The organism is Thermosynechococcus vestitus BP-1 (assembly GCF_000011345.1).
Taxonomy (GTDB): Bacteria; Cyanobacteriota; Cyanobacteriia; order Thermosynechococcales; family Thermosynechococcaceae; genus Thermosynechococcus; species Thermosynechococcus vestitus.
In genome coordinates this window covers 1,884,934-1,906,457 of record NC_004113.1, presented here as the reverse complement: position 1 = coordinate 1,906,457, position 21,524 = coordinate 1,884,934, and the positions used below count along the sequence as shown (strand labels likewise).

Annotated in this window: 23 protein-coding genes; 14 read left to right on the top strand and 9 right to left on the bottom strand. The window is 54.3% G+C overall.

Features of this window, described 5'->3' with window-relative positions; all coding sequences use genetic code 11:
• Positions 1-46 precede the first annotated feature (46 nt).
• Positions 47-1,684: an acetolactate synthase large subunit gene (locus TLL_RS09255; RefSeq protein ID WP_164920935.1), complete on the top strand. Its 1,638-nt coding sequence runs from the start codon at positions 47-49 to the stop codon at positions 1,682-1,684.
• Here the strand turns inward: TLL_RS09255 and TLL_RS09250 are convergent.
• From TLL_RS09250 to TLL_RS09230, 5 genes are all read right to left on the bottom strand, one after another.
• Positions 1,681-3,420 carry an FAD-dependent oxidoreductase gene (locus TLL_RS09250; protein ID WP_011057660.1) on the bottom strand — a complete coding sequence of 580 codons (1,740 nt, stop codon included), beginning with the start codon at positions 3,418-3,420 and terminating at the stop codon, positions 1,681-1,683. The two genes, TLL_RS09255 and TLL_RS09250, sit on opposite strands and share 4 nt — an antisense overlap.
• Positions 3,417-4,064 carry a signal peptidase I gene (gene lepB, locus TLL_RS09245; protein ID WP_164920934.1) on the bottom strand — a complete coding sequence of 216 codons (648 nt, stop codon included), beginning with the start codon at positions 4,062-4,064 and terminating at the stop codon, positions 3,417-3,419. The genes TLL_RS09250 and lepB overlap by 4 nt, the downstream gene beginning before the upstream one ends.
• 132 nt (positions 4,065-4,196) lie before the next feature.
• On the bottom strand, positions 4,197-5,054 hold the full coding sequence (locus TLL_RS09240) for a fructosamine kinase family protein (protein WP_231833759.1): 858 nt from the start codon (positions 5,052-5,054) through the stop codon (positions 4,197-4,199).
• An 11-nt stretch (positions 5,055-5,065) separates the two neighbouring features.
• Positions 5,066-5,293: a Calvin cycle protein CP12 gene (locus tag TLL_RS09235; protein ID WP_011057657.1), complete on the bottom strand. Its 228-nt coding sequence runs from the start codon at positions 5,291-5,293 to the stop codon at positions 5,066-5,068.
• Positions 5,294-5,420: 127 nt separating this feature from the next.
• A complete protein-coding gene (locus TLL_RS09230) occupies positions 5,421-7,022 on the bottom strand; it encodes an NAD(P)H-quinone oxidoreductase subunit 4 (protein WP_011057656.1) in 1,602 nt (533 codons plus the stop codon).
• Positions 7,023-7,366: 344 nt separating this feature from the next.
• Between TLL_RS09230 and TLL_RS09225 the strand changes: the two genes are divergently transcribed.
• The 7 genes from TLL_RS09225 to TLL_RS09195 are packed head-to-tail and all read left to right on the top strand — an operon-like array spanning position 7,367 to position 11,263.
• Positions 7,367-7,708, top strand: a complete 342-nt coding sequence (locus tag TLL_RS09225) for a cation:proton antiporter subunit C (RefSeq protein ID WP_011057655.1) — start codon at positions 7,367-7,369, stop codon at positions 7,706-7,708.
• Between the two features lie 9 nt (positions 7,709-7,717).
• Positions 7,718-9,148: a cation:proton antiporter gene (locus TLL_RS09220; RefSeq protein ID WP_164920933.1), complete on the top strand. Its 1,431-nt coding sequence runs from the start codon at positions 7,718-7,720 to the stop codon at positions 9,146-9,148.
• A complete protein-coding gene (locus TLL_RS09215) occupies positions 9,145-9,534 on the top strand; it encodes a Na+/H+ antiporter subunit E (RefSeq protein ID WP_011057653.1) in 390 nt (129 codons plus the stop codon). The genes TLL_RS09220 and TLL_RS09215 overlap by 4 nt, the downstream gene beginning before the upstream one ends.
• The gene (locus TLL_RS09210; RefSeq protein WP_011057652.1) at positions 9,531-9,791 is read left to right on the top strand and encodes a hypothetical protein; all 261 of its coding nucleotides are present in this window, start codon (positions 9,531-9,533) and stop codon (positions 9,789-9,791) included. The genes TLL_RS09215 and TLL_RS09210 overlap by 4 nt, the downstream gene beginning before the upstream one ends.
• Positions 9,792-9,832: 41 nt before the next feature.
• Positions 9,833-10,084: a monovalent cation/H(+) antiporter subunit G gene (locus TLL_RS09205; protein ID WP_164920932.1), complete on the top strand. Its 252-nt coding sequence runs from the start codon at positions 9,833-9,835 to the stop codon at positions 10,082-10,084.
• Positions 10,077-10,607 carry a DUF4040 domain-containing protein gene (locus TLL_RS09200; RefSeq protein WP_011057650.1) on the top strand — a complete coding sequence of 177 codons (531 nt, stop codon included), beginning with the start codon at positions 10,077-10,079 and terminating at the stop codon, positions 10,605-10,607. The genes TLL_RS09205 and TLL_RS09200 overlap by 8 nt, the downstream gene beginning before the upstream one ends.
• The gene (locus TLL_RS09195; RefSeq protein ID WP_011057649.1) at positions 10,604-11,263 is read left to right on the top strand and encodes a Na(+)/H(+) antiporter subunit B; all 660 of its coding nucleotides are present in this window, start codon (positions 10,604-10,606) and stop codon (positions 11,261-11,263) included. Before TLL_RS09200 ends, TLL_RS09195 begins: the two co-directional genes overlap by 4 nt.
• Before the next feature lie 789 nt (positions 11,264-12,052).
• Here TLL_RS09195 and purM read toward each other — a convergent pair.
• From purM to accC, 4 genes are read right to left on the bottom strand one after another with little or no spacing between them, the layout of a single operon-like run.
• The gene (gene purM, locus TLL_RS09190) at positions 12,053-13,078 is read right to left on the bottom strand and encodes a phosphoribosylformylglycinamidine cyclo-ligase (RefSeq protein WP_011057648.1); all 1,026 of its coding nucleotides are present in this window, start codon (positions 13,076-13,078) and stop codon (positions 12,053-12,055) included.
• On the bottom strand, positions 13,078-13,572 hold the full coding sequence (locus TLL_RS09185) for a low molecular weight protein-tyrosine-phosphatase (protein ID WP_011057647.1): 495 nt from the start codon (positions 13,570-13,572) through the stop codon (positions 13,078-13,080). The genes purM and TLL_RS09185 overlap by 1 nt, the downstream gene beginning before the upstream one ends.
• 10 nt (positions 13,573-13,582) lie before the next feature.
• Positions 13,583-14,653, bottom strand: coding sequence for an undecaprenyldiphospho-muramoylpentapeptide beta-N-acetylglucosaminyltransferase (murG, locus tag TLL_RS09180; protein ID WP_011057646.1), 1,071 nt, complete (start codon positions 14,651-14,653; stop codon positions 13,583-13,585).
• Positions 14,653-16,014 (bottom strand): acetyl-CoA carboxylase biotin carboxylase subunit, encoded by a 1,362-nt coding sequence (gene accC, locus TLL_RS09175; RefSeq protein ID WP_011057645.1) that lies wholly within the window; start codon positions 16,012-16,014, stop codon positions 14,653-14,655. Before accC ends, murG begins: the two co-directional genes overlap by 1 nt.
• Before the next feature lie 156 nt (positions 16,015-16,170).
• Here accC and speA point away from each other — a divergent pair, with 156 nt between their 5' ends.
• From speA to TLL_RS09145, 6 genes are all read left to right on the top strand, one after another.
• Entirely contained in the window at positions 16,171-18,084 is a 1,914-nt protein-coding gene (gene speA, locus TLL_RS09170; protein ID WP_011057644.1) for a biosynthetic arginine decarboxylase, read from the top strand.
• 8 nt (positions 18,085-18,092) lie between these two features.
• Positions 18,093-18,479, top strand: coding sequence for a hypothetical protein (locus TLL_RS09165; RefSeq protein ID WP_011057643.1), 387 nt, complete (start codon positions 18,093-18,095; stop codon positions 18,477-18,479).
• Entirely contained in the window at positions 18,460-19,656 is a 1,197-nt protein-coding gene (locus TLL_RS09160) for an S-layer homology domain-containing protein (RefSeq protein ID WP_011057642.1), read from the top strand. The genes TLL_RS09165 and TLL_RS09160 overlap by 20 nt, the downstream gene beginning before the upstream one ends.
• Before the next feature lie 75 nt (positions 19,657-19,731).
• Positions 19,732-20,556: a signal peptide peptidase SppA gene (gene sppA / locus TLL_RS09155; protein ID WP_011057641.1), complete on the top strand. Its 825-nt coding sequence runs from the start codon at positions 19,732-19,734 to the stop codon at positions 20,554-20,556.
• A gap of 30 nt (positions 20,557-20,586) precedes the next feature.
• Complete coding sequence (gene aroH / locus TLL_RS09150; RefSeq protein WP_011057640.1) at positions 20,587-21,018, top strand: chorismate mutase; 432 nt, start codon at positions 20,587-20,589, stop codon at positions 21,016-21,018.
• A gap of 2 nt (positions 21,019-21,020) precedes the next feature.
• Entirely contained in the window at positions 21,021-21,491 is a 471-nt protein-coding gene (locus tag TLL_RS09145; protein ID WP_011057639.1) for a CBS domain-containing protein, read from the top strand.
• Positions 21,492-21,524 lie beyond the last annotated feature (33 nt).

Sequence of the window (21,524 nt, the reverse complement as noted above, 5' to 3'; positions counted from 1 at the left end):
CTACGATAGAAAACGATAGAACGTCGTGCCTGCGATCGCCCATCCTATGAATACCGCCGAATTACTCGTAAAATGCCTTGAAAATGAAGGCGTTGAATATATTTTTGGTTTGCCGGGGGAAGAGAATCTAGATGTCCTCCATGCCCTCCATCGCTCTCGGATTCAATTTATAACCACCCGCCACGAACAGGGGGCGGCCTTTATGGCCGATGTCTATGGTCGCCTCACCGGCAAAGCAGGGGTCTGTCTTTCTACCCTCGGCCCCGGGGCCACGAATTTAATGACCGGTGTTGCCGATGCCAACCTCGACGGCGCTCCCCTGGTGGCGATTACAGGGCAAGTGGGGACGGATCGCATGCACATCGAGTCCCACCAATATTTGGACTTGGTGGCCATGTTTAGCCCCGTAACCAAATGGAATGCCCAGATTGTCCGCCCTAGTATTACCCCAGAAATTGTCCGCAAGGCCTTTAAAATTGCCCAGAATGAGAAGCCGGGCGCCGTTCACATTGATGTGCCTGAAAACATTGCCGCCATGGAAGCCGAGGGCGCTCCCCTTAAGCCCAGCTCCCCCGAAAAAACCTATGCCTCTTTCCAGAGTATTCTTAAGGCCGCTGAACTCATCAATGCTGCCGAGAACCCCCTGATCCTAGTGGGGAATGGCGCCATTCGCGCCCATGCTGCCGCTGCCCTCACCCATTTTGCCGAAAAGCTGAATATCCCCGTGGCCAATACCTTCATGGGCAAAGGGGTCATTCCCTATCAACACCCCCTTGCTCTGTGGACCGTGGGGCTCCAACAGCGGGATTACATTAGCTGCGGCTTTGATCATGCTGACTTAGTGATTGCCGTTGGCTATGACTTAATTGAGTATTCCCCAAAAAGCTGGAACCCCGAGGGCCGCTTGCCGATTATCCATATTGCGGCCACTCCTGCGGAAATTGACAGCAGCTATATCCCTGTCGTTGAGGTTGTCGGCGATATTTCTGACTCCCTCTATGAAATTCTTAAGCGGGCCGATCGCCAAGATAAGCCCACCCCCTATGCCGTGCAACTGCGTCAGGAGATTGTGGCGGACTATTACCAATATGCCCAGGATGAGAGTTTTCCGGTTAAGCCCCAAAAGCTAATCTATGACCTGCGCCAAGTCATGGGGCCCGAGGACATTGTTATTTCTGATGTGGGTGCCCATAAAATGTGGATTGCTCGTCACTACCACTGCGATCGCCCCAACACCTGCTTGATTTCCAATGGCTTTGCGGCAATGGGGATTGCGGTACCGGGGGCAATGGCCGCCAAATTAGTCTATCCGCAGCGGCATGTGGTGGCAGTCACGGGGGATGGTGGCTTCATGATGAATTTCCAAGAACTGGAAACTGCCCTGCGTATGGGGACAAACTTTACCACCATCATCTTTAATGACGGCGGCTATGGTCTCATTGAGTGGAAGCAGCAGCGCTACTTTGGTGAATCTGCCTATGTCCACTTTAGTAATCCCGATTTTGTCAAGTTAGCCGAAAGCATGGGACTCAAAGGCTATCGCATTGAGGAGACCACTGACTTTATCCCAACCCTCAAAACCGCCTTGGCACAGAATGTTCCCACTCTCATTGATGTCCCTGTGGACTATAGTGAAAATCTGCGCTTTAACCAACGTCTTGGGGAGCTCAGCTGCACCCCTTAGGCCATGTGCTCCACCCGTATCCAGGGGGCATAGGGGTTGATAAAGCCGGTCACTGTGATCCGTTGCCCATTTCTATAGGTTTGCAAGAGATCGTTGACGGTGGGGTGGAGTGTCACTAAAGGCCAAGACTGTTGATCGGTGCGCAGTTGATAGGCCTGCTCCGCCAATTTTATCAATTCACCCGTGAGGGTTTGCATGCCTGGGCTAATGGTCATCGGGGTGGGTTGGGCGATCGCCACCCCTGGCGGTAGGGACACTGTGGGATCAACGGTGTTTAAGGTCTGGAGCTGCCAAGCTTCCCATTCAGGGTGTTGGGGTGGCAGGTTGAAGAAGGGAAAAATTGCCTGGCGGCACTCCTGAATGATGGGCCTCAGATCAAGGGTGCCCACCAGTTGGTGCAGAGATTTCCCTTGGCGAATGGCGGTGGCGGCAAGCCAACCGGCTCCCTGGCCAATGCCCATCACCAGCGGTTGCAAGCGGGTCGCACCATTGGCAATGTGGGTCACCGAGATATTTTTCTCTGCAACTAAAAAGCCCTCTACTCCCTGGGGAATCAACGACGTATAGGGCACCACAAAGGGCGTCCCTGTCCAACGACCGCCCCAGCGGATGGACTTAGGCATCAGGGGAAGTACCATCGCCGGATAGTGGTGATCGTTCGGATAGTTGCCGATGGCAATGCCAGTATAGTGACCTTGGGCATCAACGGGCGGTGGGGCGTTGGGGAGAATATCCTGCTCTTGAATTGTAGTGAGACCCATCAGGCGACGACTTTCGCGGTAGTAGGGATGGAGAGCATAGGCGCCGCCCCCCACTCCGCCAGGGAATCTCGGAAAAGTTTCCTCCGCCAAACCATAGCGGCGACCTAAGTGGCGTTGGACATAGCAGGCAAAATCCTGAGCATGCCAGCGTGCCTCTTGGCAAAAGGCCGCTCGCTCTTGGGGAGAGCCCACCAGCCGTTCAAGACCCACCCCGTAGTCATTCCCCTGCTGGGGCCAGTTGAGCATAAAGCGGTTGCCCGGCAGACGGCCATAGTTGAGAAAGTGCAGTGGGTCGTAGCCTGCCCAAGCACCGTCAAACTTGCGTTCATCCCAAAGGGGGGAAGGGGGAATCTCTGGGGCAGTGGCACCCTCACCATAGTCCTGTAGAACAACAATCCAGGTGGGGGCTTGCACAGGGTAGGTTTTGGTTAGGGGGGTGGGTGCGGGAGGTGCTGAGGGCTCTTGGGTTTCTGCTTGCCACTCCCATCCCCAGCGATGGGGAATCTCCCCCAAGGCAAGGAGATCGCCAAGTTCTGTGGCGTCAATGGTGATTTGGGCACAGAGGGTGAGGGTGGTAAACTCCACCCCGAGGACGCGATCGCCTTGGCGCAAGACGGCTTGGGGAACTTCCCCCACAATCCACGTCAAGTTTGGGGTTGCCTTGACCCACTCGGCAAAAAGATTAGCCGCCACCTTTGGCTCAAAGGTAAAGAAACTCACCCAAGCATGATCTAACCCTCCCGGCTGGCGTTGGGCGATCGCCCGTAGAAACTCGCCCCATAGCCCTGTTTGCCACGCCATGAGTTCATTGCCATCGGGGGCAGCCACTCCAGCACTCGTGAGCATTCCCCCTAGCCATGGTGTTTCACTGACCAAAACCGTTTGGGCGCCTGCTCGAGCCGCCGTTAAGGCAGCAGCGACTCCCCCTGTCCCACCGCCAACGACCAGTACTTCAGTGGACAGGGTTTCCCTCACCGTTGGGGTGCCTTGGGATCAGTGATCAACCCCCAGCGATCGGGGGGCCAAAAGCGAATTGCCGCGCGGCCAATAATGTAATTGCGGGGTACCACTCCCCAGCAGCGACCATCAAAGCTGTTATTGCGGTTATCTCCCAAAACCAAGTAACTGTTGGCGGGAATCACTTGGGGTTGAGCCAGATAGGGCTGCATGCCAGCGCAGGTATCCACTGAAGTCAAGGTTGAGGGCGCAAGATAGGGTTCGGGGAGGAGCTGATTGTTGATATAAACCCGTCCTGCGCGCAGTTCAACGCGATCGCCCGGTAAGCCCACCACCCGTTTGATAAAGGCATCATGAAAGCCCGCCTGTTGAAGCGTGGGGGTTGGATTAAACACAACAATGTCGCCCCGATGGGGGGCATGGAAATAGTAGCTGATTTTTTCAATAATCAGGCGATCGTTAATCAGGAGGGTGTTCTCCATGGAGCCGGTGGGAATATAACGCGCCTCAGCCACAAATGTACGAATACCAATGGCAAAGACAGCCGCTAGTCCCAAGGTTTTAACCATCTCTAGCCACCAGGGGTCTGTGGCCTTGTTGGTTTTGGCGGTCACTGATGGAGGAGTTGAAGCATTGGTGGGTGGCACTTTGCCCTCGGACATAGGAAGGAATCTCGCAAACACTCAAAAGTTGAAGCCCTGCACTCCACGATACTACAGCGATCGCCAGCTAGTGGTCACTGTTTGATCTTAGGGTGCTTTGGGAAACAGGCTGTTCCACGGAGTTGTCTAGGGTTAAAGGATTTGCTCAATCATGTACTGGGCCTGAGTCTGGTAACTGCCACCAAAAAGATTGAAATGATTGAGGATGTGGTACAGGTGGTAGATGGTTTTCCGTTGTTGATAGCCCGCCCCTAGGGGATAGGTGGCGTTATAGCCCTCATAAAAGGCGGCAGGGAAGCCACCAAACAGTTCACTCATGGCCAAATCGACCTCGCGATCGCCATAGTAACTGGCGGGGTCGAAAATCACCGGTTCCCCCGTACGGCAAAAGGCCGCATTCCCCGACCAGAGATCGCCGTGCACTAAGGTGGGCGTTGGCTGATGGTTCAGGAGTTCTGGAATCGCCGCTAGGAGCTTCTCCGCCTTGGGAAAGTGTCCACCCCGGCGCTGAGCCAGATCAAACTGATAACGCAGGCGAGCATCACGGAAAAACTCCCCCCAGTTGTCGGACCAGGGATTGATTTGAGGGGTGGCACCAATGGTGTTATTTTCCGACCAGCCATAGCGATCGCCGGTGCCCTTGAGGTGCAACTGTGCCAGCTCTACCCCCATCTGCCGCCAATCCCCAGTACTGGTGAGGGGCAGGTATTCCAAAACTAAAAAACTCGCGTCCTCAACCACTCCCCATAGCAGAGGAAGGGGAACGCGAATCGCTTGAACCTTAGCGATCGCCCTTAGAGCATTGGCTTCGGCCGCAAACATCGCCTGCCGTTCAGGGCGATTCAATTTAACAAAGAGGGTTTGCTCCGGATGTTGCCACACATAGGTGGTGTTGATACTGCCGCCCCCCACCGCAAGGGCTTTACCCCCATGGAGCCGCCGACCCGTCGCTGCGGCAAATTGATCCCACAACTGTTGCCAGCGACTCACACCCTCAACCCTTAGTCGTCGTAAATGCGGCACTCAGCAGCATCAGGGTTGTCATCACAGTACTGCTGGAAAGAGGTTTTGTGATCTTGCTGCTCAGCCCGTTGGTGGGCAGCTTCCGCTTGCAGTTCCTCAAGGGCATCCCAAGCGGCGGCACACTGTCCCGAGGTTGCCCCTTCGGTGTCACAGATTTTGTGGGCTTCCTCGCGGGCTTGTTCGATTTGTTTCTCGAGATTACTCATAGAGCCTTTATTGAATCACCGTATTCAGTTTATGCAATCTGCCCAAGGGCAGGAATGCCGTTACTCCACTCTAGCAATGAATGCCCTGAACTGCCACTTGCAGAAGGGGCATCCCCACCCCTAACCCCTAGAGGCTATTATCGGCAACGGTTGTTTCCCTGAAGAGGCGGGGGGCAGATTGGGTGAGTTGGGCATAGAGGGGCAGATGGTGCTGTGCCACAGCAGGCAGAGCCCCATGGACATGGCGGGCGATCGCCGTCGTCGTCACATCGTAGGTTTGGGTAGCCACTTTGGGATACATCCCCACAGCAATAATCGGCACCAGGAGGGAGAGGGCAATGAAGGTTTCACGAGGATTGATGTCCAAAAGCAGCTTGTCAAACATATCCCCTGCTTGTTTGCCCGTAAAGACCCGGCGCACCATCGAGAGCAGATAGACGGGCGTAATAATCACCCCCACGGCAGCGAGGAAAATCACCCCCACTTTAAAGGTTGTCGAGTAGGCGTCACTGTTAGTCAAGCCCAAAAAGACAGTGAGTTCACTGACAAAGCCACTCATACCGGGCAGCGCTAATGAGGCCATAGAGCTTGCGGTAAAGAGGGCAAAGGTTTTCGGCATCGATTGGGCAATACCACTCATTTTTTCCATGGCCAATGTGTGGGTGCGATCGTAGGTCACCCCGGCCAAGAAGAAGAGAACTGCCGCAATCAAACCGTGGGAGAGCATTTGCAACATCGCTCCATTGAGGCCAATGCCATTGAGGGCGCCGATGCCCAGCAGCACAAAGCCCATGTGGGAAATGGAGGAGTAGGCCAGCCGCCGCTTCAGGTTTTCTTGGCCAAAGGCGGTCAGGGCACCATAGATAATATTGACCACCCCAAGGGCAATGAGAACAGGGGCAAAGTAAATGTGAGCATCCGGGAGCATTTGCAGGTTGAAGCGAATGAGACCATAGCCCCCCATTTTTAGGAGTACGCCCGCTAGGACCATTGAGACTGGAGCAGAGGCTTCACCGTGGGCATCAGGCAACCAAGTGTGTAGGGGGAAGATAGGCAGCTTGACACCAAAGGCAATTAGGAAGCCAGCGTAGGCAAGGAGTTCGAGGGCCAAGGGGTAGTTCTTGAGCCCTAGGGCCGCCATGTTGAGGCTAAAGTCACCGCCATAAAAGGCCATCCCTAGGCCGGCAATGAGGATAAAGAGGGAACCAACGGCAGTGTAGAGGATAAATTTTGTAGCGGCGTATTGCCGTTGGGCACCTCCCCAGATGGAAATCAGCAGATAGACGGGGACCAGTTCCAATTCCCAAATCAGGAAGAACAGGATGAGATCTTGGGCAGCAAAGACGCCAATTTGGGCACTGTAGAGCGCCAACATCAAGAAATAAAATAAGCGCGGCTTCTGCTTTACTTGCCAAGCTGCAAAGATTGCCAGTGTGTTTACCAGACCCGTCAGCAAAATCAGGGGAACTGCAAGGCCATCAACCGCTAGGGACCAGTTCAGGCCGATTTGCGGCAGCCAAGGCACGGTTTCCACCATTTGGAACTGGGCGGATTGGGCATCGTAGTGCCGCCAGAAAACCATTGCCGAAAGGCCAAACTCGAGGAGCGCGATCGCTAGGGCATACCAGCGGACTGTCTTCCCCTCACGGTCGGGCAACACGGGAATGAAAAAGGCTGCCACTAAAGGCAGCAGTGTCAGTACAGTCAGCCAAGGAAATTGGACATTCATCAGACAACCCCCCAAGGGACGAGTCCAGTAATCTGTTCAAGTATCTGAGTAAGAATATATACCTATTTGCGGAATGTTGCAAATTGTTAAGTATTTTTCTAGATTATAAAGTTTACGACAATGTTATTGATAAAAATCTATTCATTAAAGAATTGACATTGATCTAAATAAAGTTAAGATGGGGTTAGCGCCCTTAACGTTCCCTATAGGGTTCCTGACCGTTGGTTACAGCGGTACCGTTCTATGACAAAGGGCGAGGTGTAAGGGGAAAACAGAATGCTACAGTTTGTTCTAAGAATGCTACAGTTTGTTCTAAATGCCACGGTGTCTGCGGGTTGGGTCTGATGCTTGTCTTGGAAGCCAGTGTTTTTGTCACTGTTCTCGTCGGGTTTTTAGGAACAATCGTCAAGAAAAACCTACTGATGAAGATTGTGACGATGGATGTCATGAGCACTGGAATAGTGGCTTTGTTTGTGGTCACTGCTACCCACAGTGGCCTGGTCACGCCCATTGCCCGTGGAGGTGTCTTTGATGCTCCCTATGCGGATCCGGTGCCCCAAGCCGTCATTTTGACCGCGATCGTGATTGGCCTGTCAATTCAAACGCTGATGCTAGTAGCGGCAATGAAGCTAGCGCGGGATAACCCAACGTTAGAAACCCCAGAAATTGATCAAACGTATCTCTAGGACGTGGCAATGACAGACCTAGCGATCGCTTGGATTTTGTTGCCCTTTGGGGCTGGCTTAGCCCTTTATCTGCTGCCCCCCTTGGCGCGGGGTCTGACGCTGGCGATCGCCCTTGTTTCCCTCTGTGTCGGCTTAGGGATCACCATCAACCAGGTCAACACTGCCTTTGTTCTTCTCGATAGCTTTGGCATTTCCCTGAGCATTGACCCCCTGAGTGGTTACTTTATTGTCACCAATGCCCTCGTCACTTTGGCAGCCCTGTTGCACATCTGGCAGGAGAGGGACAAGGCATTCTTCTACGTGCTGCTGTGTCTACTCCACGGTAGTGCCAACACCGTCTTTATTTCAGCGGATTTCCTCAGTCTTTACGTGAATATTGAGGTGCTGGGGATTGTCGTTTTTCTGTTGATTGCCTATCCCCGCAGCGATCGCTGCCTCTGGATTGGCCTGCGCTACCTGATGGTGAGTAATGTGGCCATGCTCTTTTATTTAATGGGGGTTGCTCTGGTTTATCAGACAAACCATACCTTTGCCTTTCGTGCACTGATGCAAGCATCGCCAGAGGCTGTGGCTCTGATTTTGATGGGACTGTTGGCAAAGGGCGCCATTTTCATTAGTGGGCTTTGGTTGCCCCAAACTAACGTTGTTGCTGCGCCGATTGTTGCTGCTCTCCTAGCCGGTATTGTCGAAAATACTGGGGTTTTTAGCCTTGTGCGTGTCAGTCTGCTTCATAGCAACATTGCCGATATTGTGCGGCTGTTTGCTCTTGCTGCAATCTTTTTTGGCTCAATATTTGCCCTGGTGGCCGATGATGTACGACGGATGCTCAGCTTCAGTACCCTTGGCCAACTCGGATGGATAGTCATTGCCCCTCCAGCGGCGGGTTTGTATGCCCTCATGCACGGCTTGGCAAAGGCCAGTCTTTTTTTAAGTGTGGGGGAACTGCGCCACTATCGTCTGAGCGAATTACGCCAAGAGGGTTTGCCCCGCCCAGTGGCGATCGCCCTAATTATTGCTGGTTATGGCATTGTCGGTGTGCCCTTCCTCGCTGGATTTCCTGCTAAGGTCTTGACATTGAGTTACCTTGAGCCGTGGCACCAGGGACTCCTCTATGGAGCTGGGTTTTTGACCGCCACAGTTTACAGCAAATTTCTCTTTTTGCCCCGCTATCCTAGCAAGACTCTGATACCCCTGGGCTATAGGGCCGCCACAATGGTGCTCTTGGGTGGGCTATTTCTGGCCAATGGGGGCTATACGGAAGCCTACAGTAGTGGCATGAGTTTGTTACGCGCCGCTTTGCCACCCCTGGTGGGGTGTGGTCTGGTGGCCTTGGGGGTCTCCCGCTGGGAATCGTCTTGGCGAGGGGCTTGGGAGCGTCTAGAGCATCTTCTAGGGGTGATGCTATTGCTGTTACTTGGCTTGGTAGGATTAGCCCTATGAATTATTTGAACTTCGCCCTGCGTGTAACGATTTGGCTGCTACTGACAGCAGATTTTGGTTTGGTCAATCTGGTGATTGGTATTCTGGTTTCGCTCCTGCTGCCCCAAGGGCGGGCGGGTGGGGCAACACTGCGGCAGTGGCTCAGTACCCTAGGAAAAGTGGCGATGGCTGTTCCTCGGGCCTACCTTGAGGCAATCCAAATGATAGGGCGTCCCCATCGCCATGAAGCGATCCTGCGTGAACCCGTTGATCCTACCCGTGCCCCCGGTCTGATTTTTCTGGATATTTTTACGATTACCTTCACGCCCAAGACGATCGTAGTGCACTACGACGAGGAGGGTTGGTTTGAAGTGCATCAACTAGTGGAGCGCCGACCTGAAGAATGACAGCTTTTTTAATCATCATGCTACTGATTCTGGGCATCCCCCTCTATGCTGCTTGGAAGGGGGAGCACATCTGGTCGAAGATGTTGGCCTTTGCCAGCATTGCCACAAAGACGGCGATTATGATTTTGCTGGTCTCGGTGCAGCGGGATGATTGGATGATTGGCATTGTAGGGGTCATCATTCTCAGCGTGGGCAATGGCGCCCTGATGCTTCTTGCGCAACTTCTGCGGCGACTACGGGATGTAGCCAATCTTTAGGGAGGCAGTCAGTGATTTTACAGGGGATCAGTTATGCCTCTATGGGTTTTGGTCTTTTTCTTTGGCTGTGGGGAACTTGGCCGCTGGTGAGCCGGCGATCGCCCCTCTATAAGCTGCATTTTTTGTCAGTCTCCGATACCTTGGGTTCGATGGCGATCATGATCGGGGTGTTACTGCGCATTCCCCGCGAATGGCCTCTTCTGGTCTTGGCATTGATCTCCCTTGCCCTCTGGAATACCATTCTGGGCTACGTTTTGGCCTACTGCTCCCAAGGGGAGGACACTGATGGATAGCTGGCTCATTGCTGTCACTGCCCTCTTGCCCCTAACGGCTCTCATGTTGGTTTTTCAGGAGAATCCCTACCACGCGCTTGTGATTCGCGGCATTATTGGTGCCGTGGCTGCCCTTCTCTATGCCATTCTCGGAGCTGCCGATGTGGCGCTAACCGAAGCCCTGGTGGGAACGATGCTCTCAATTATGCTCTACGCGGTTGCAGTACGCTCTTCCTTGGTGCTGCGATTGGGCATCTTAGCTTCGTCCCTGTCCACCGATAGTTTAGATCACTTATTGGCAGCCATTCGTGAAGCCCTTGCCCCCTATCATTTGCGCGTTGAATTAATCATTTATCCCACGTTTGAGCAACTCCAAATAGCGCTCCGCGATCGCCAGATTCACGCTCTTTGTGTGGAGGAGAAGGCACAAATGCTAACAACGACTCGTGTAGCGCGCCTCTACACCATCCTCAAACCCCACCTCACCCCTCTCACAGAACTTGTGTATTACCCCTTGCCCCGTGAAGAGGAGTCAGCCCCATGATTTGGCTTTATGGAATTGCGGCCCTACTGCTGCTGCTTAAAATTTTGGCGATTCCCACCATGCCAGCAATACCAGCTATCGGGATTGTTGAGACTTTGGTTACAGAGAGCGCAATTCCCAATGCAGTCACAGCCATCATTTTGCGCAATCGCCTGTACGACACCATTTTTGAAGTGGTGGTCTTCACCCTTGCCATCATGGGAGCACAGTATCTGCTCAGTAATGAAAAACCCCTTGGCCATGTCAGCCGCTTCAATGATCAACCTTCGATTGTTTTAGCAAGATTTGGCGCCACCATTTGCTCCCTTGTGTGTATTGAGTTAGCCCTGCGGGGACACCTGAGTCCGGGGGGTGGATTTGCTGCTGGTGTTGCTGGTGGGACGGCGATCGGTCTTGTGGCCATTACCTCAACCCCAGAGTGGTTAGAGAGTATTTATCGTCGCTTTCATGCCGCCACTTGGGAAAAAATCTCGGTGATTGTTTTCATTCTCTGCGCTGCCAGTCTGTTGATGGGGGTGGCATTGCCTGCGGGTCGGTTTGGCACACTCCTCAGTGGTGGCTGGATTCCTTGGCTGAATATCCTCATTGCCCTGAAAGTGGCCCTGGGTTCCTGGGCGGCAGTGCTGACGTTTATTCGCTATCGCGGCCTGCTCTAATCTAAATTAATCTAAATAGTCACCTAGAAGTTCACCAAGCTGAGTTGTGACGAGGTACTGCGAATGCCAAAGTTTACCACTGAGGAACTAAAGGGGACTGGATTTTACCTGTCTACTGGATTTGCTAGGCATTGATGACAATTGCTCTGTCATCTCCAAGGATGCTGTATAGCTATTCCAAAGAATAAGAGATTAGGCGGCACAATAATTACACAATAATTAATTGCCAATCACCTCATCATTTGCCACTTTGTCTGACATAGGAGACAACCCGCTCTCGTAAATCCAAGCTATAGCTCATGTTTTTTAAGGATACTCAGGACTCTTCAAGGGTACTCTATTTCTCTCTGCAATATGTTACTTCCTTTCGAAATGGCTTGAACTCTGGTGCCTCTTCCAGGGAGTCATCCGCAGGAAGGCGCGACGATTCCTCAAGGTGCAGGATCATATCAGGCTGTACTTGTGCCGGCCATCGAGCCGGACCGTGGCATTATCAGCCATCAACAGGTGCGGGATGGGGATGCAATAATTGCCTGCCCAAACCATATTTGAGGAGGGGGCACACCATGCAGGCAGGAGCCCACAGGGGAGGCTACAAGTACCACGCCGTTAATCAGTTCAGTCTCCTTAATGGGGAGCGATCGCCCATAGTGCTATTCAGATTCCTCGCGGGTTCGGCGATCGCCACTTGTAAGGGTGAGCAGATGAGCCATCCTTTTTCGCAGCCGTTCGTGATAGCACCCAGCTATTCTAAGCGTGGCCAAACACTGAATAGCCAATGGAAATCAGTTAGGCAGCAGGTAACCCCAACACCTCACCGGCGCCCGCAACTACGGTACCAATTGGCCAACTCTCGATTCCCCACTTGGCAAAGCAGGTCTGCGCCGCCGCAACGGCTGACGCTGGTAACACAACGGTGTAACCAATGCCCATATTGAAGGTGTTAAACAGTTCCCCCAAGCTGACATTCCCTACTTCCCCAAGCCAGTGGAAGAGAGGTGGAATGGGCCAAGCCTGAGGGTCTAGGTGTGCCGATCGCCCTTGGCCCAAGCAGCGGGGCAAATTTTCTGGCAAACCGCCGCCGGTGATATGGGCCATGCCGTGGATGGGAATTCCTTGGCTTAGGGCGGCGCGGATGGGCTGAACATAAATACGGGTGGGTTCTAGACATAATTCGCCAAGGGAAGTAGGGCCAAGGGGGGTATCCTGCCAACTGAGCTGGCGATCGCTGACGATTTTGCGCACCAAGCTAAAGCCGTTACTGTGCAGCCCAGAGCTCGCCAATCCCAAGACCACATCCCCCACCTGCACCTGCGTGCCATCCAGCACCTGATCCTGCTCAACGACACCCACACAGAACCCCGCGAGGTCATAGACCCCTTCGGCATAGAATCCCGGCATTTCCGCTGTCTCCCCCCCCAAAAGGGCACAACCGGCTGCTTCACACCCCTGAGCAATACCCGCCACCACAGCGTTCATCATCTCTGGCGCCAGGCGGCCACAGGCAATGTAGTCCAAGAAAAAGAGTGGCTCAGCACCACAGGTAAGGACATCATTGACGCACATGGCCACTAGATCAATGCCGACAGTATTGTGGCGATCGAGGGCTTGAGCCAGTTTTAGCTTGGTGCCCACCCCATCAGTTCCTGAGACCAAAAGGGGTTGACGATAGCCCTTGGGAATTTGACACAGCCCAGCAAACCCCCCCAGGCCTCCCACCACTTCCGGACGTTGGGTTCGCTGTACCAAGGGGCGAATCTGCTCAACAAAAGCGCGGCCAGCAGCCACATCAACACCGGCACTGCGATAGTCCATCAATGCTGCTCCTCTAGTTGGGGATAGTTGGCCTTGAGATACTCCAGTAGGCCTTCACAGGCATCGGTGAGCAGATCCAACACCTTCTCAAACCCTTGACGACCACCGTAGTAGGGGTCGGGCACTTCCTTCGCGTCGTGGTGACGGCAAAAATCACACATCAGCCGCACTTTATCGCGGTATTTCCCCGCCGGATCAAGGCGCAAAATATCGTAGTAATTTTCCCGATCCATCGCCAAAATTAGATCAAATTCCTCAAAGTCAGCAGCATGAAATTGGCGGGCTCGATGGGTCAAGTGGAGTTGCCGTTGCCGTGCCGTCATGACCATCCGTGCATCCGGTGGATCGCCCACGTGGAAGTTGCTAGTGCCAGCGGAATCGCACTGAATTTGATGCTCTAAACCTGCCTTTTTCACTAAATCCTTCATGATCCCTTCAGCGGCAGGGGAGCGACAGATATTACCAAGGCAAACAAAAAGAAGACGGATGGGCATAGCGCGTTTCCTAGGGGGCGGGAATCAGCCTACGAATGAGATCAGCGACCTGCTGACTGCTGTTGGGCATCGCCAATTGGCGGGCATTCTCTGCCATGGCTTGTAATTTTTGCGGCTGCCCTAGCCATTCTAAAATGATCTGTCCAAGGCGATCGCCCGTCAATGCCGATTGGGGAATCATCTCAGCCGCCCCGGCCCTGACCAGCACTTCGGCATTCACCGTTTGGTGATCCTCAGCGGCATAGGGATAGGGAATCAACAGGGCAGGGGTTGCCGTCAGGGTGAGTTCTGCCAAGGTACTGGCGCCCGCTCGGCTAATGGCAATATCAGCGCGATGGAGTAAAGGTCCCATGGGTTCAAAAAAGGGAAAGACAAGGTAGTGGGGATGCTGAATAGTGGGAGCATCGAGATCATGGTTGCCCGTGAGATGCACGACCCAAGCCCCGGCCTCGAGCCAGCGGTGAACCGTTGCCCGCACAAGGCGATTGATGGCCACTGCCCCTTGGCTGCCCCCCATCACTACAATCAGGGGCACCGCCTTGGGAATCGGTAACTCCAGGTTGCCGGGATGGAGAATGTCGGGGCGCACCGGTGTGCCAGTGACCCGTAGATTCAGCCGTTTCGATTGGAGGTAGGCCAAACTCGCAGGGGTACCTAGGGCCACCAGGGTACACCAAGGAGCCAGCCAGCGGGTGACTTTGCCCGGTAGGGCGTTGGATTCATGGAGGATGGCCACGCGTCCCAAACTGCGGGCGGCTAGAATGGCAGGAGCAGCAATGTATCCCCCTGTGGTAAACACCCCCTGAAAGTCTCCCTGCTTGAGGAGCTGCCGGGTTTGCCAAAAGACACCCCAAAATTGCCAGAGGGGGCGCAACTTAGCCCAGGGTGTTTTGCCCTGCAGTCCACTAAAGTTCACCGTATGTAGTGGGTAATGAGGGGGAATCAGCTGGTTTTCCAGGCGATCGCGCACCCCTAACCAATGGATCTCATATTCAGGTAACTCCTGGGCCACTGCCAGCGCCGGAAAGAGATGCCCTCCTGTGCCACTTGCTGCAATCAGTAATTTCCTTTGCCCCAGCATTAAGCATTCCAGCCCAAGGTAGTCATGAGCTTATCCACAAAGTTGGTATAGACAATACCGCTGCGGAACTCCGGTGTGTCCATTACCTGCTGATGGAAGGGGATGGTGGTGGGCACCCCCATAATCGCACATTCCCGGAGGGCACGCTTCATGCGGGCAATGGCAGCGGGGCGATCGCTCCCCCACACAACTAATTTCCCAATGAGGGAATCATAGTAGGGGGGGATTTCATAGTCAGTATAGACATGGGAATCCATACGTACCCCCGGTCCTCCCGGGGGCAAGTAGCCACTAATGCGACCGGGATGGGGACGGAAATTACGCTCTGGATCTTCGGCATTGATGCGGCACTCAATGGCGTGTCCCTGCAACTGAACCTGCTCTTGGGTCAAGCGGAGGGGTTCCCCCTGAGCAATGCGAATCTGCTCCGCAATCAGATCGAGACCCGTAATCATTTCCGTGACCGTGTGCTCCACCTGAATGCGGGTATTCATCTCCATAAAGTAGAAGTTGTTTTGGCCGTCGAGGAGAAATTCAATTGTGCCCGCACCGACATAGTTAATGGCTTTGGCAGCGGTGACAGCAGCTTCCCCCATCTTGGCGCGCAGTTCCGGGGTGAGGGCAGGGCTAGGGGCTTCCTCAAGGAGCTTTTGGTGACGCCTTTGGACGGAGCAATCGCGCTCCCCTAAGTGAATGACATTGCCATAGCTATCCGCGAGAATTTGGAATTCAATGTGGCGGGGATTTTCAATAAATCGCTCCAGATAGACGCCGGCATTGCCAAAGGCAGCTTCCGCTTCGCCCTGGGCAGCACTTAACGAGCGCCCCAGCTCCTCCTCAGAACGCACCAAGCGCATCCCGCGACCCCCTCCCCCAGCGGTCGCTTTGATCATCAGGGGATAGCCAATTTGACGAGCGATCGCCCGCGCCGTTTCCTCATCCTGCACCAGTCCATCACTGCCGGGAATTGTCGGCACCCCCACCCGTTGCATTGTTGCTTTGGCGGTGGATTTATCCCCCATGGCACGCATGGCAGCGGGACTCGGACCAATAAATGTAATTTTGTGATCGGCGCAGATCTCGGCAAAGCGGGCATTTTCCGCCAAAAAGCCATAGCCAGGGTGAATTGCTGAGACATGGCGGGTGAGGGCAGCAGCAATAATGTTAGGGATATTGAGATAGCTGCGGCTACTGGGGGCTTCGCCAATGCACACCGCCTCATCGGCCAATTGCACGTGTAGCGCATGGCGATCCACCGTGGAATAGACAGCAACCGTTGCAATGCCCAGTTCCTCACAGGTGCGCAGAATCCGCAGGGCAATTTCGCCACGATTGGCAATCAAAATTTTCCTAAAGGCCATGGCGGTCAAGGGTAGGGGAAGCGATCCCTAATGCTACCATGCCAGCCGAACGCTTCCGAAAAACCGACCATAATTGCATTGGTACCACTGGCAAAAACACGTTAGGATCGGCAGGGTTTGGTTTGGGAGCGCACTATGGCTGCTGTGTCACCCACGATGGCATTGACCGTTACGAAAACCAGCAATTGGACGATTGAGGACAGTGAGCAGCTCTACCGCATTCAGGGCTGGGGCGAACCCTACTTTGGTATTAATGCTGCGGGTCATGTCACCGTCTCTCCCAAGGGCGATCGCGGCGGGTCGTTGGATCTCTATGAACTGGTACAGGCGCTCCAACAGCGCAATATTAGCCTCCCCCTGCTGCTGCGGTTTTCCGATATTCTTGAGGATCGCATTGAGCGACTGAATGCCTGCTTTGCTCGAGCCATTGCCCGCTATGGCTATCAGGGAGCCTATAAGGGAGTCTTTCCCATCAAGTGCAATCAACAGCGCCACATCATTGAGGCCCTCGTGCGCTTTGGTCAGTCCCATCAGTTTGGCCTCGAGGCGGGATCAAAACCAGAACTACTGATTGCCTTGGCGATGCTGAATACCCCAGGGGCACTGCTGATCTGCAATGGCTATAAGGATCGCAGCTACATTGAAACGGCCATTCTGGCCCGTCGCCTTGGCCACACCTCCATCATTGTCCTTGAGCAGCCTGAAGAAGTTGCGGAAGTGATTGCTGTCAGTCAGGCTTTGGGCATTGAGCCGATTGTGGGTGTGCGGGCAAAACTCAGTACCCAAGGGGTGGGGCGCTGGGGTACCTCCGCTGGCGATCGCGCCAAGTTTGGTCTGACGGTGCCAGAGATTTTAACGGCAGTCGAGCAACTGCGAGCAGCGGGGATGCTCAATGCTCTGCAACTATTGCACTTTCACATTGGCTCGCAAATCTCTGCCATTAGCGTTATCAAGGATGCGATTCGCGAGGCGGGGCAGATCTACGGTGAACTGGTACGCCTTGGCGCCAATATGCAGTACCTTGATGTGGGCGGCGGCTTGGGGGTAGACTACGACGGCTCCAAAACCAATTTCCATGCCTCGAAAAACTACAGTATGCAAAACTATGCCAGTGACGTCGTGGCTGGGATTAAGGACGCCTGTCGGCAGCGGGGCATCCCCGATCCGACCCTCATTAGTGAGAGTGGTCGTGCCATTGCCTCCCATCAATCGGTGTTAATTTTCAATGTCTTGGGGGTCAGCGAAGTGCCCAAAATTACCCCCGAACCCGCCACCGCAGAGGAGCACCTCATTATCCGCAACCTCTACGACACCTACCAAGCAATTGATGAGAACAACTACCAAGAGGCCTACAACGACGCCCTGCAATTTAAGGGGGAAGCCATCAGTCTCTTTAACTTTGGCTATTTGAGTTTGCCGGAGCGGGCACGGGCAGAGAGTCTCTTTTGGGCCTGTTGTGCCAAGATCCTCGGCATTGCTCGCCAGCAGGAATATGTGCCCGATGATCTCGAAGACCTTGAGAAAATCATGGCTTCGATTTACTACATCAATCTATCGGTGTTTCAGTCAGTGCCCGATAGCTGGGCGATCGATCAACTGTTTCCGATTATGCCGATCCACCGCCTGGATGAGGAACCCACAGAACGGGGCATCCTTGCGGATCTCACCTGCGACAGCGACGGTAAAATTGACCAGTTCATTGACCTGCGGGATGTGAAATCCGTCTTGGAACTGCATCCCTTTCGCCCGGGGGAACCCTACTACCTTGGCCTTTTTCTCAACGGTGCCTACCAAGAGATCATGGGCAATCTCCACAATCTCTTTGGGGATACGAATGCCGTTCATATCCGTCTAACCCCCAAGGGCTACGAAATTGAGCATTTGGTGCGGGGCGATACAATGCAAGAAGTTCTAGGCTATGTGCAGTACCAAGGGGATGCGCTGCTGGAAAAAATTCGCTGTCGCACGGAGGCGGCGCTGGCAGAAGAACAAATTACCTTGGCCGAGGCGCAGCACTTGCTAGAAAACTATGAGCGGAGTTTGCGCAGCTACACCTACCTCTCCTCCTAGGGAACACCATGCTGGGAACATTTCAGTCAAGCCATTTGCGTATTGAGGTGCCAGCCCCGACAGACCAACTGCGGGAGTATTTGACGCAGCCGGCCAAGCTACGGCAGTGGTTGTGGCCCCTACAGCTCCAGAGGATGGGCGATCGCCTGCAAGTGGGGGATACCTTCACCAGTGAATTCCTGTGGTTAAAACTGGAACATCGCGTGGAACTACTCACAGCGGAGCGACTGGTACTGGTGTTGCGGCAGGCCATTGAGGGGTGGCAGGAGTGGTCTTGGGGCGATGGCTGGGTACAGTCCTGTATTGAGGGGGTGACGCCGCTGCCTTTGGAGTTGGGGCAGACTGTCCTCCTATGGCGACTGAAATCAGTGCTGAGTGAAACAGTATCAAGCTGAGGGTCGAAGAACGTTGAAGCGATCGCGCCAATTGGGATGGATCTTCTTGAGTGCCCTGCTTCTCAGTAGTTGTGAGGGCAGTGGACTACAAAATTGGTTTGCTGCCGACCCCAATGCCGAGCAATGGGCAAGCCAATCCCCGACAGCAACGCCCGCTGCGGCAGCCCCAGCCGCCCTGCCAGAAAATTTACAGTTTCCCAAGGCCACTCTCCTAAGCACTCAACCGCAGGCGGGAGCCCCCCAAACCACAGTAACCCGCTGGCAAGTAGCAGCGCCGGCGATCGCCATCCAGCAATTCTATAGTCAGCAATTTCAACAATTGGGCTGGCAACTGACAGAGCAACAGGTGAGTGATCAGACCATCACCCTCAAGGGGCGCAATTCTGAACTGGACGTGACGGTCACTATCAACACAGTGCCAGAAAATAACCTGACAATGTTTACCGTAGCTTACACCCCCGTCAAGAGCACCCCAGCCACAGCGGCTCCCCAACCCCACCTTAGCGCACCCCAAGCCTTTACAGATCTCGATCAAGCCCCCGCTCCCCTCCAACCCGCCATTCGCGATTTAGCCGAACTGGGGGTGCTGAGCACGACGGGCGATCGCCTGCAACCCAATATCCCCATCCGTCGTGGCCAGTTTGTGCGCTGGTTAGTCACTACCTACAACCGCTTTTATGCCGATCGCCCCGCACGGCAAATCCGCCTTGGCAGCCGCAATGACACACCTATTTTCCAAGATGTCCCCCGTGATCATCCCGACTTTCCCTATATTCAAGGACTGGCGATGGCAGGATTTTTGCCCAGTCCCCTCACTGGCGATACCAGTGCTCTCTTTCGCCCTGAGGCTCCCCTCACCCGTGAAACACTATTGCAGTGGAAAGTTCCCCTGGATCAGCAGGGGCGGCTGAGTCCCAGCACGATTGATCGCATTCAGCAAACATGGGGGTTCAAGGACAGTCAACGGATTGCTCCCCCTGCCATCAATGCCGTGGCCGCTGACTACCTCGCGGGGGATCTCTCGAACATTCGCCGCGTTTGGGGAGAAACCCTCTTGCTCCAGCCCCAAAAACCCGTCACCCATGCTGAAGCCGCAGCCGCTCTGTGGTATATCGGCAACGGTACAGAGGGACTCTCAGCAGCAATGGTCAAGCAGGCACCGCCTTCCCCCTCCTAGAACCTTGCTAGATTAGAAATCCGAGGGAATTGTCACGATTTGCTGAGTCACGATTTGCTGAACTGATTGTTGCCTATGCCTTGGCCCTTATCCCGTGGTTACCGTCGTCAAATTGCCCGCCTCGAAATTACAGGGGCGATCGCTGGGAGTACTCGCCGGCGTGTCCTCAAAGCCCTGAAAACCATTGAAGAACGGGGCTACCCGGCGCTGCTTGTGCGCATTGACAGTCCCGGCGGTACCGTAGGCGACTCCCAAGAAATCTATGCTGCCCTCAAGCGCTTGCAGTCGAAAATGAAAATCGTGGCCAGTTTTGGCAATATCTCTGCCTCTGGCGGGGTCTATATCGGCATGGGGGCACAGCACATCATGGCCAACCCCGGCACCATTACCGGCAGTATTGGCGTCATCCTGCGGGGCAACAATTTGCAACGACTCCTCGATAAGGTGGGGGTCTCCTTCAAGGTGATCAAGTCTGGTCCCTACAAGGATATCCTTGCTTTTGATCGCGACCTCACGGAGGAGGAAATCCGCATTCTTCAAGACCTGATTGACACCAGCTATCAGCAATTTGTCCAAACCGTGGCCGAAGGCCGCAACCTCGATGTGGAAACGGTGCGCAGTTTTGCCGATGGCCGTGTTTTTACTGGTGAGCAGGCCCTTGCCCTAGGACTCGTCGATCGCTTGGGCACTGAGGAGGATGCCCGTCGCTGGCTAGCGGAACTGGCGGGCCTTGACCCCGACAAAACCAAGGTGCAAACTATCGAAGAACCCAAATCCCCCTTGGCTCGGTTGTTTCCGCGTCAGCAGGAACGGTTCCCCTTCCCGTGGCAAGCGGGTCTGGACTGGTTGGAATTTGAAATGGCGACCAATGGACTTCCCCTATGGCTCTATCGCCCCTAAGCTGGATACAGTACCCTTGCGGATGTCTTGATGGAGGAGCACACTGTGGGCTGGCGCGTCCGAGCAATTCGTGGAGCAACTACCGCCACTGAAAATTCAATTCCCGCAATCCGTGAGGCGGTTTTGGAACTCCTCGGCGAGATTGAGCGGCGCAATGCCCTTGATTTCTCGGAAGTCATTAGTGTTACCTTTTCTGTCACCCGTGACCTCGATCAGATCTTTCCGGCGGCGATCGCCCGTGAATGCCCCCATTGGCGCAACGTTCCCCTCCTCGATGTTCAGCAAATGCACGTAGAGGGAGGCCTGCCTCGCTGTATCCGCTGCTTGATTTACTTCAACACCCCCAACCCGGATCAACCGATTTACCATGCCTACCTGCGCCATGCTCAAAGCCTACGTCCCGATCTGGCCATGCATGGTGACTACCATCCCCTCGAACTGTCCTCCCATTCCCTAGGTTAACTATGACCGCTCTCGTCCGTGATTACATGACCCCCAACCCCTTTACCATTTCCGCCGATGCCCCGATTTCTGAGGCAGTTCGTCTCATGGAAGAAAAACAGGTGCGCGGCCTCCCCGTCGTGGATGATAAGGGCAAATTGGTGGGATTGGTTTCTGAAGCTGACTTGATCGTGCGCGAAGCCCCCTTAGAGCCGCCGTTATACATCACTTTCCTAGGGAGCATCATTTACTTTGAGTCTCCAGAATCTTTTCATCAACACCTCAAGAAAACCCTCGGTCAACAGGTGCAGGATGTCATGACCCCCAACCCCCACACGATTAACGTCGATGCACCCATTTCCGAGGCAGCTCGCCTCATGGTCAATCACCACATTAGTCGCCTACCGGTTTTGAACGATCAGGGGGAGTTGGTGGGCATCATTAGCCGCCATGATCTGTTGCGAGCCTTGCATGCCCAAGAGGCCTCTGCGTGACGTTTGTCAAATTGGCCTGACCCTAACTTTCAA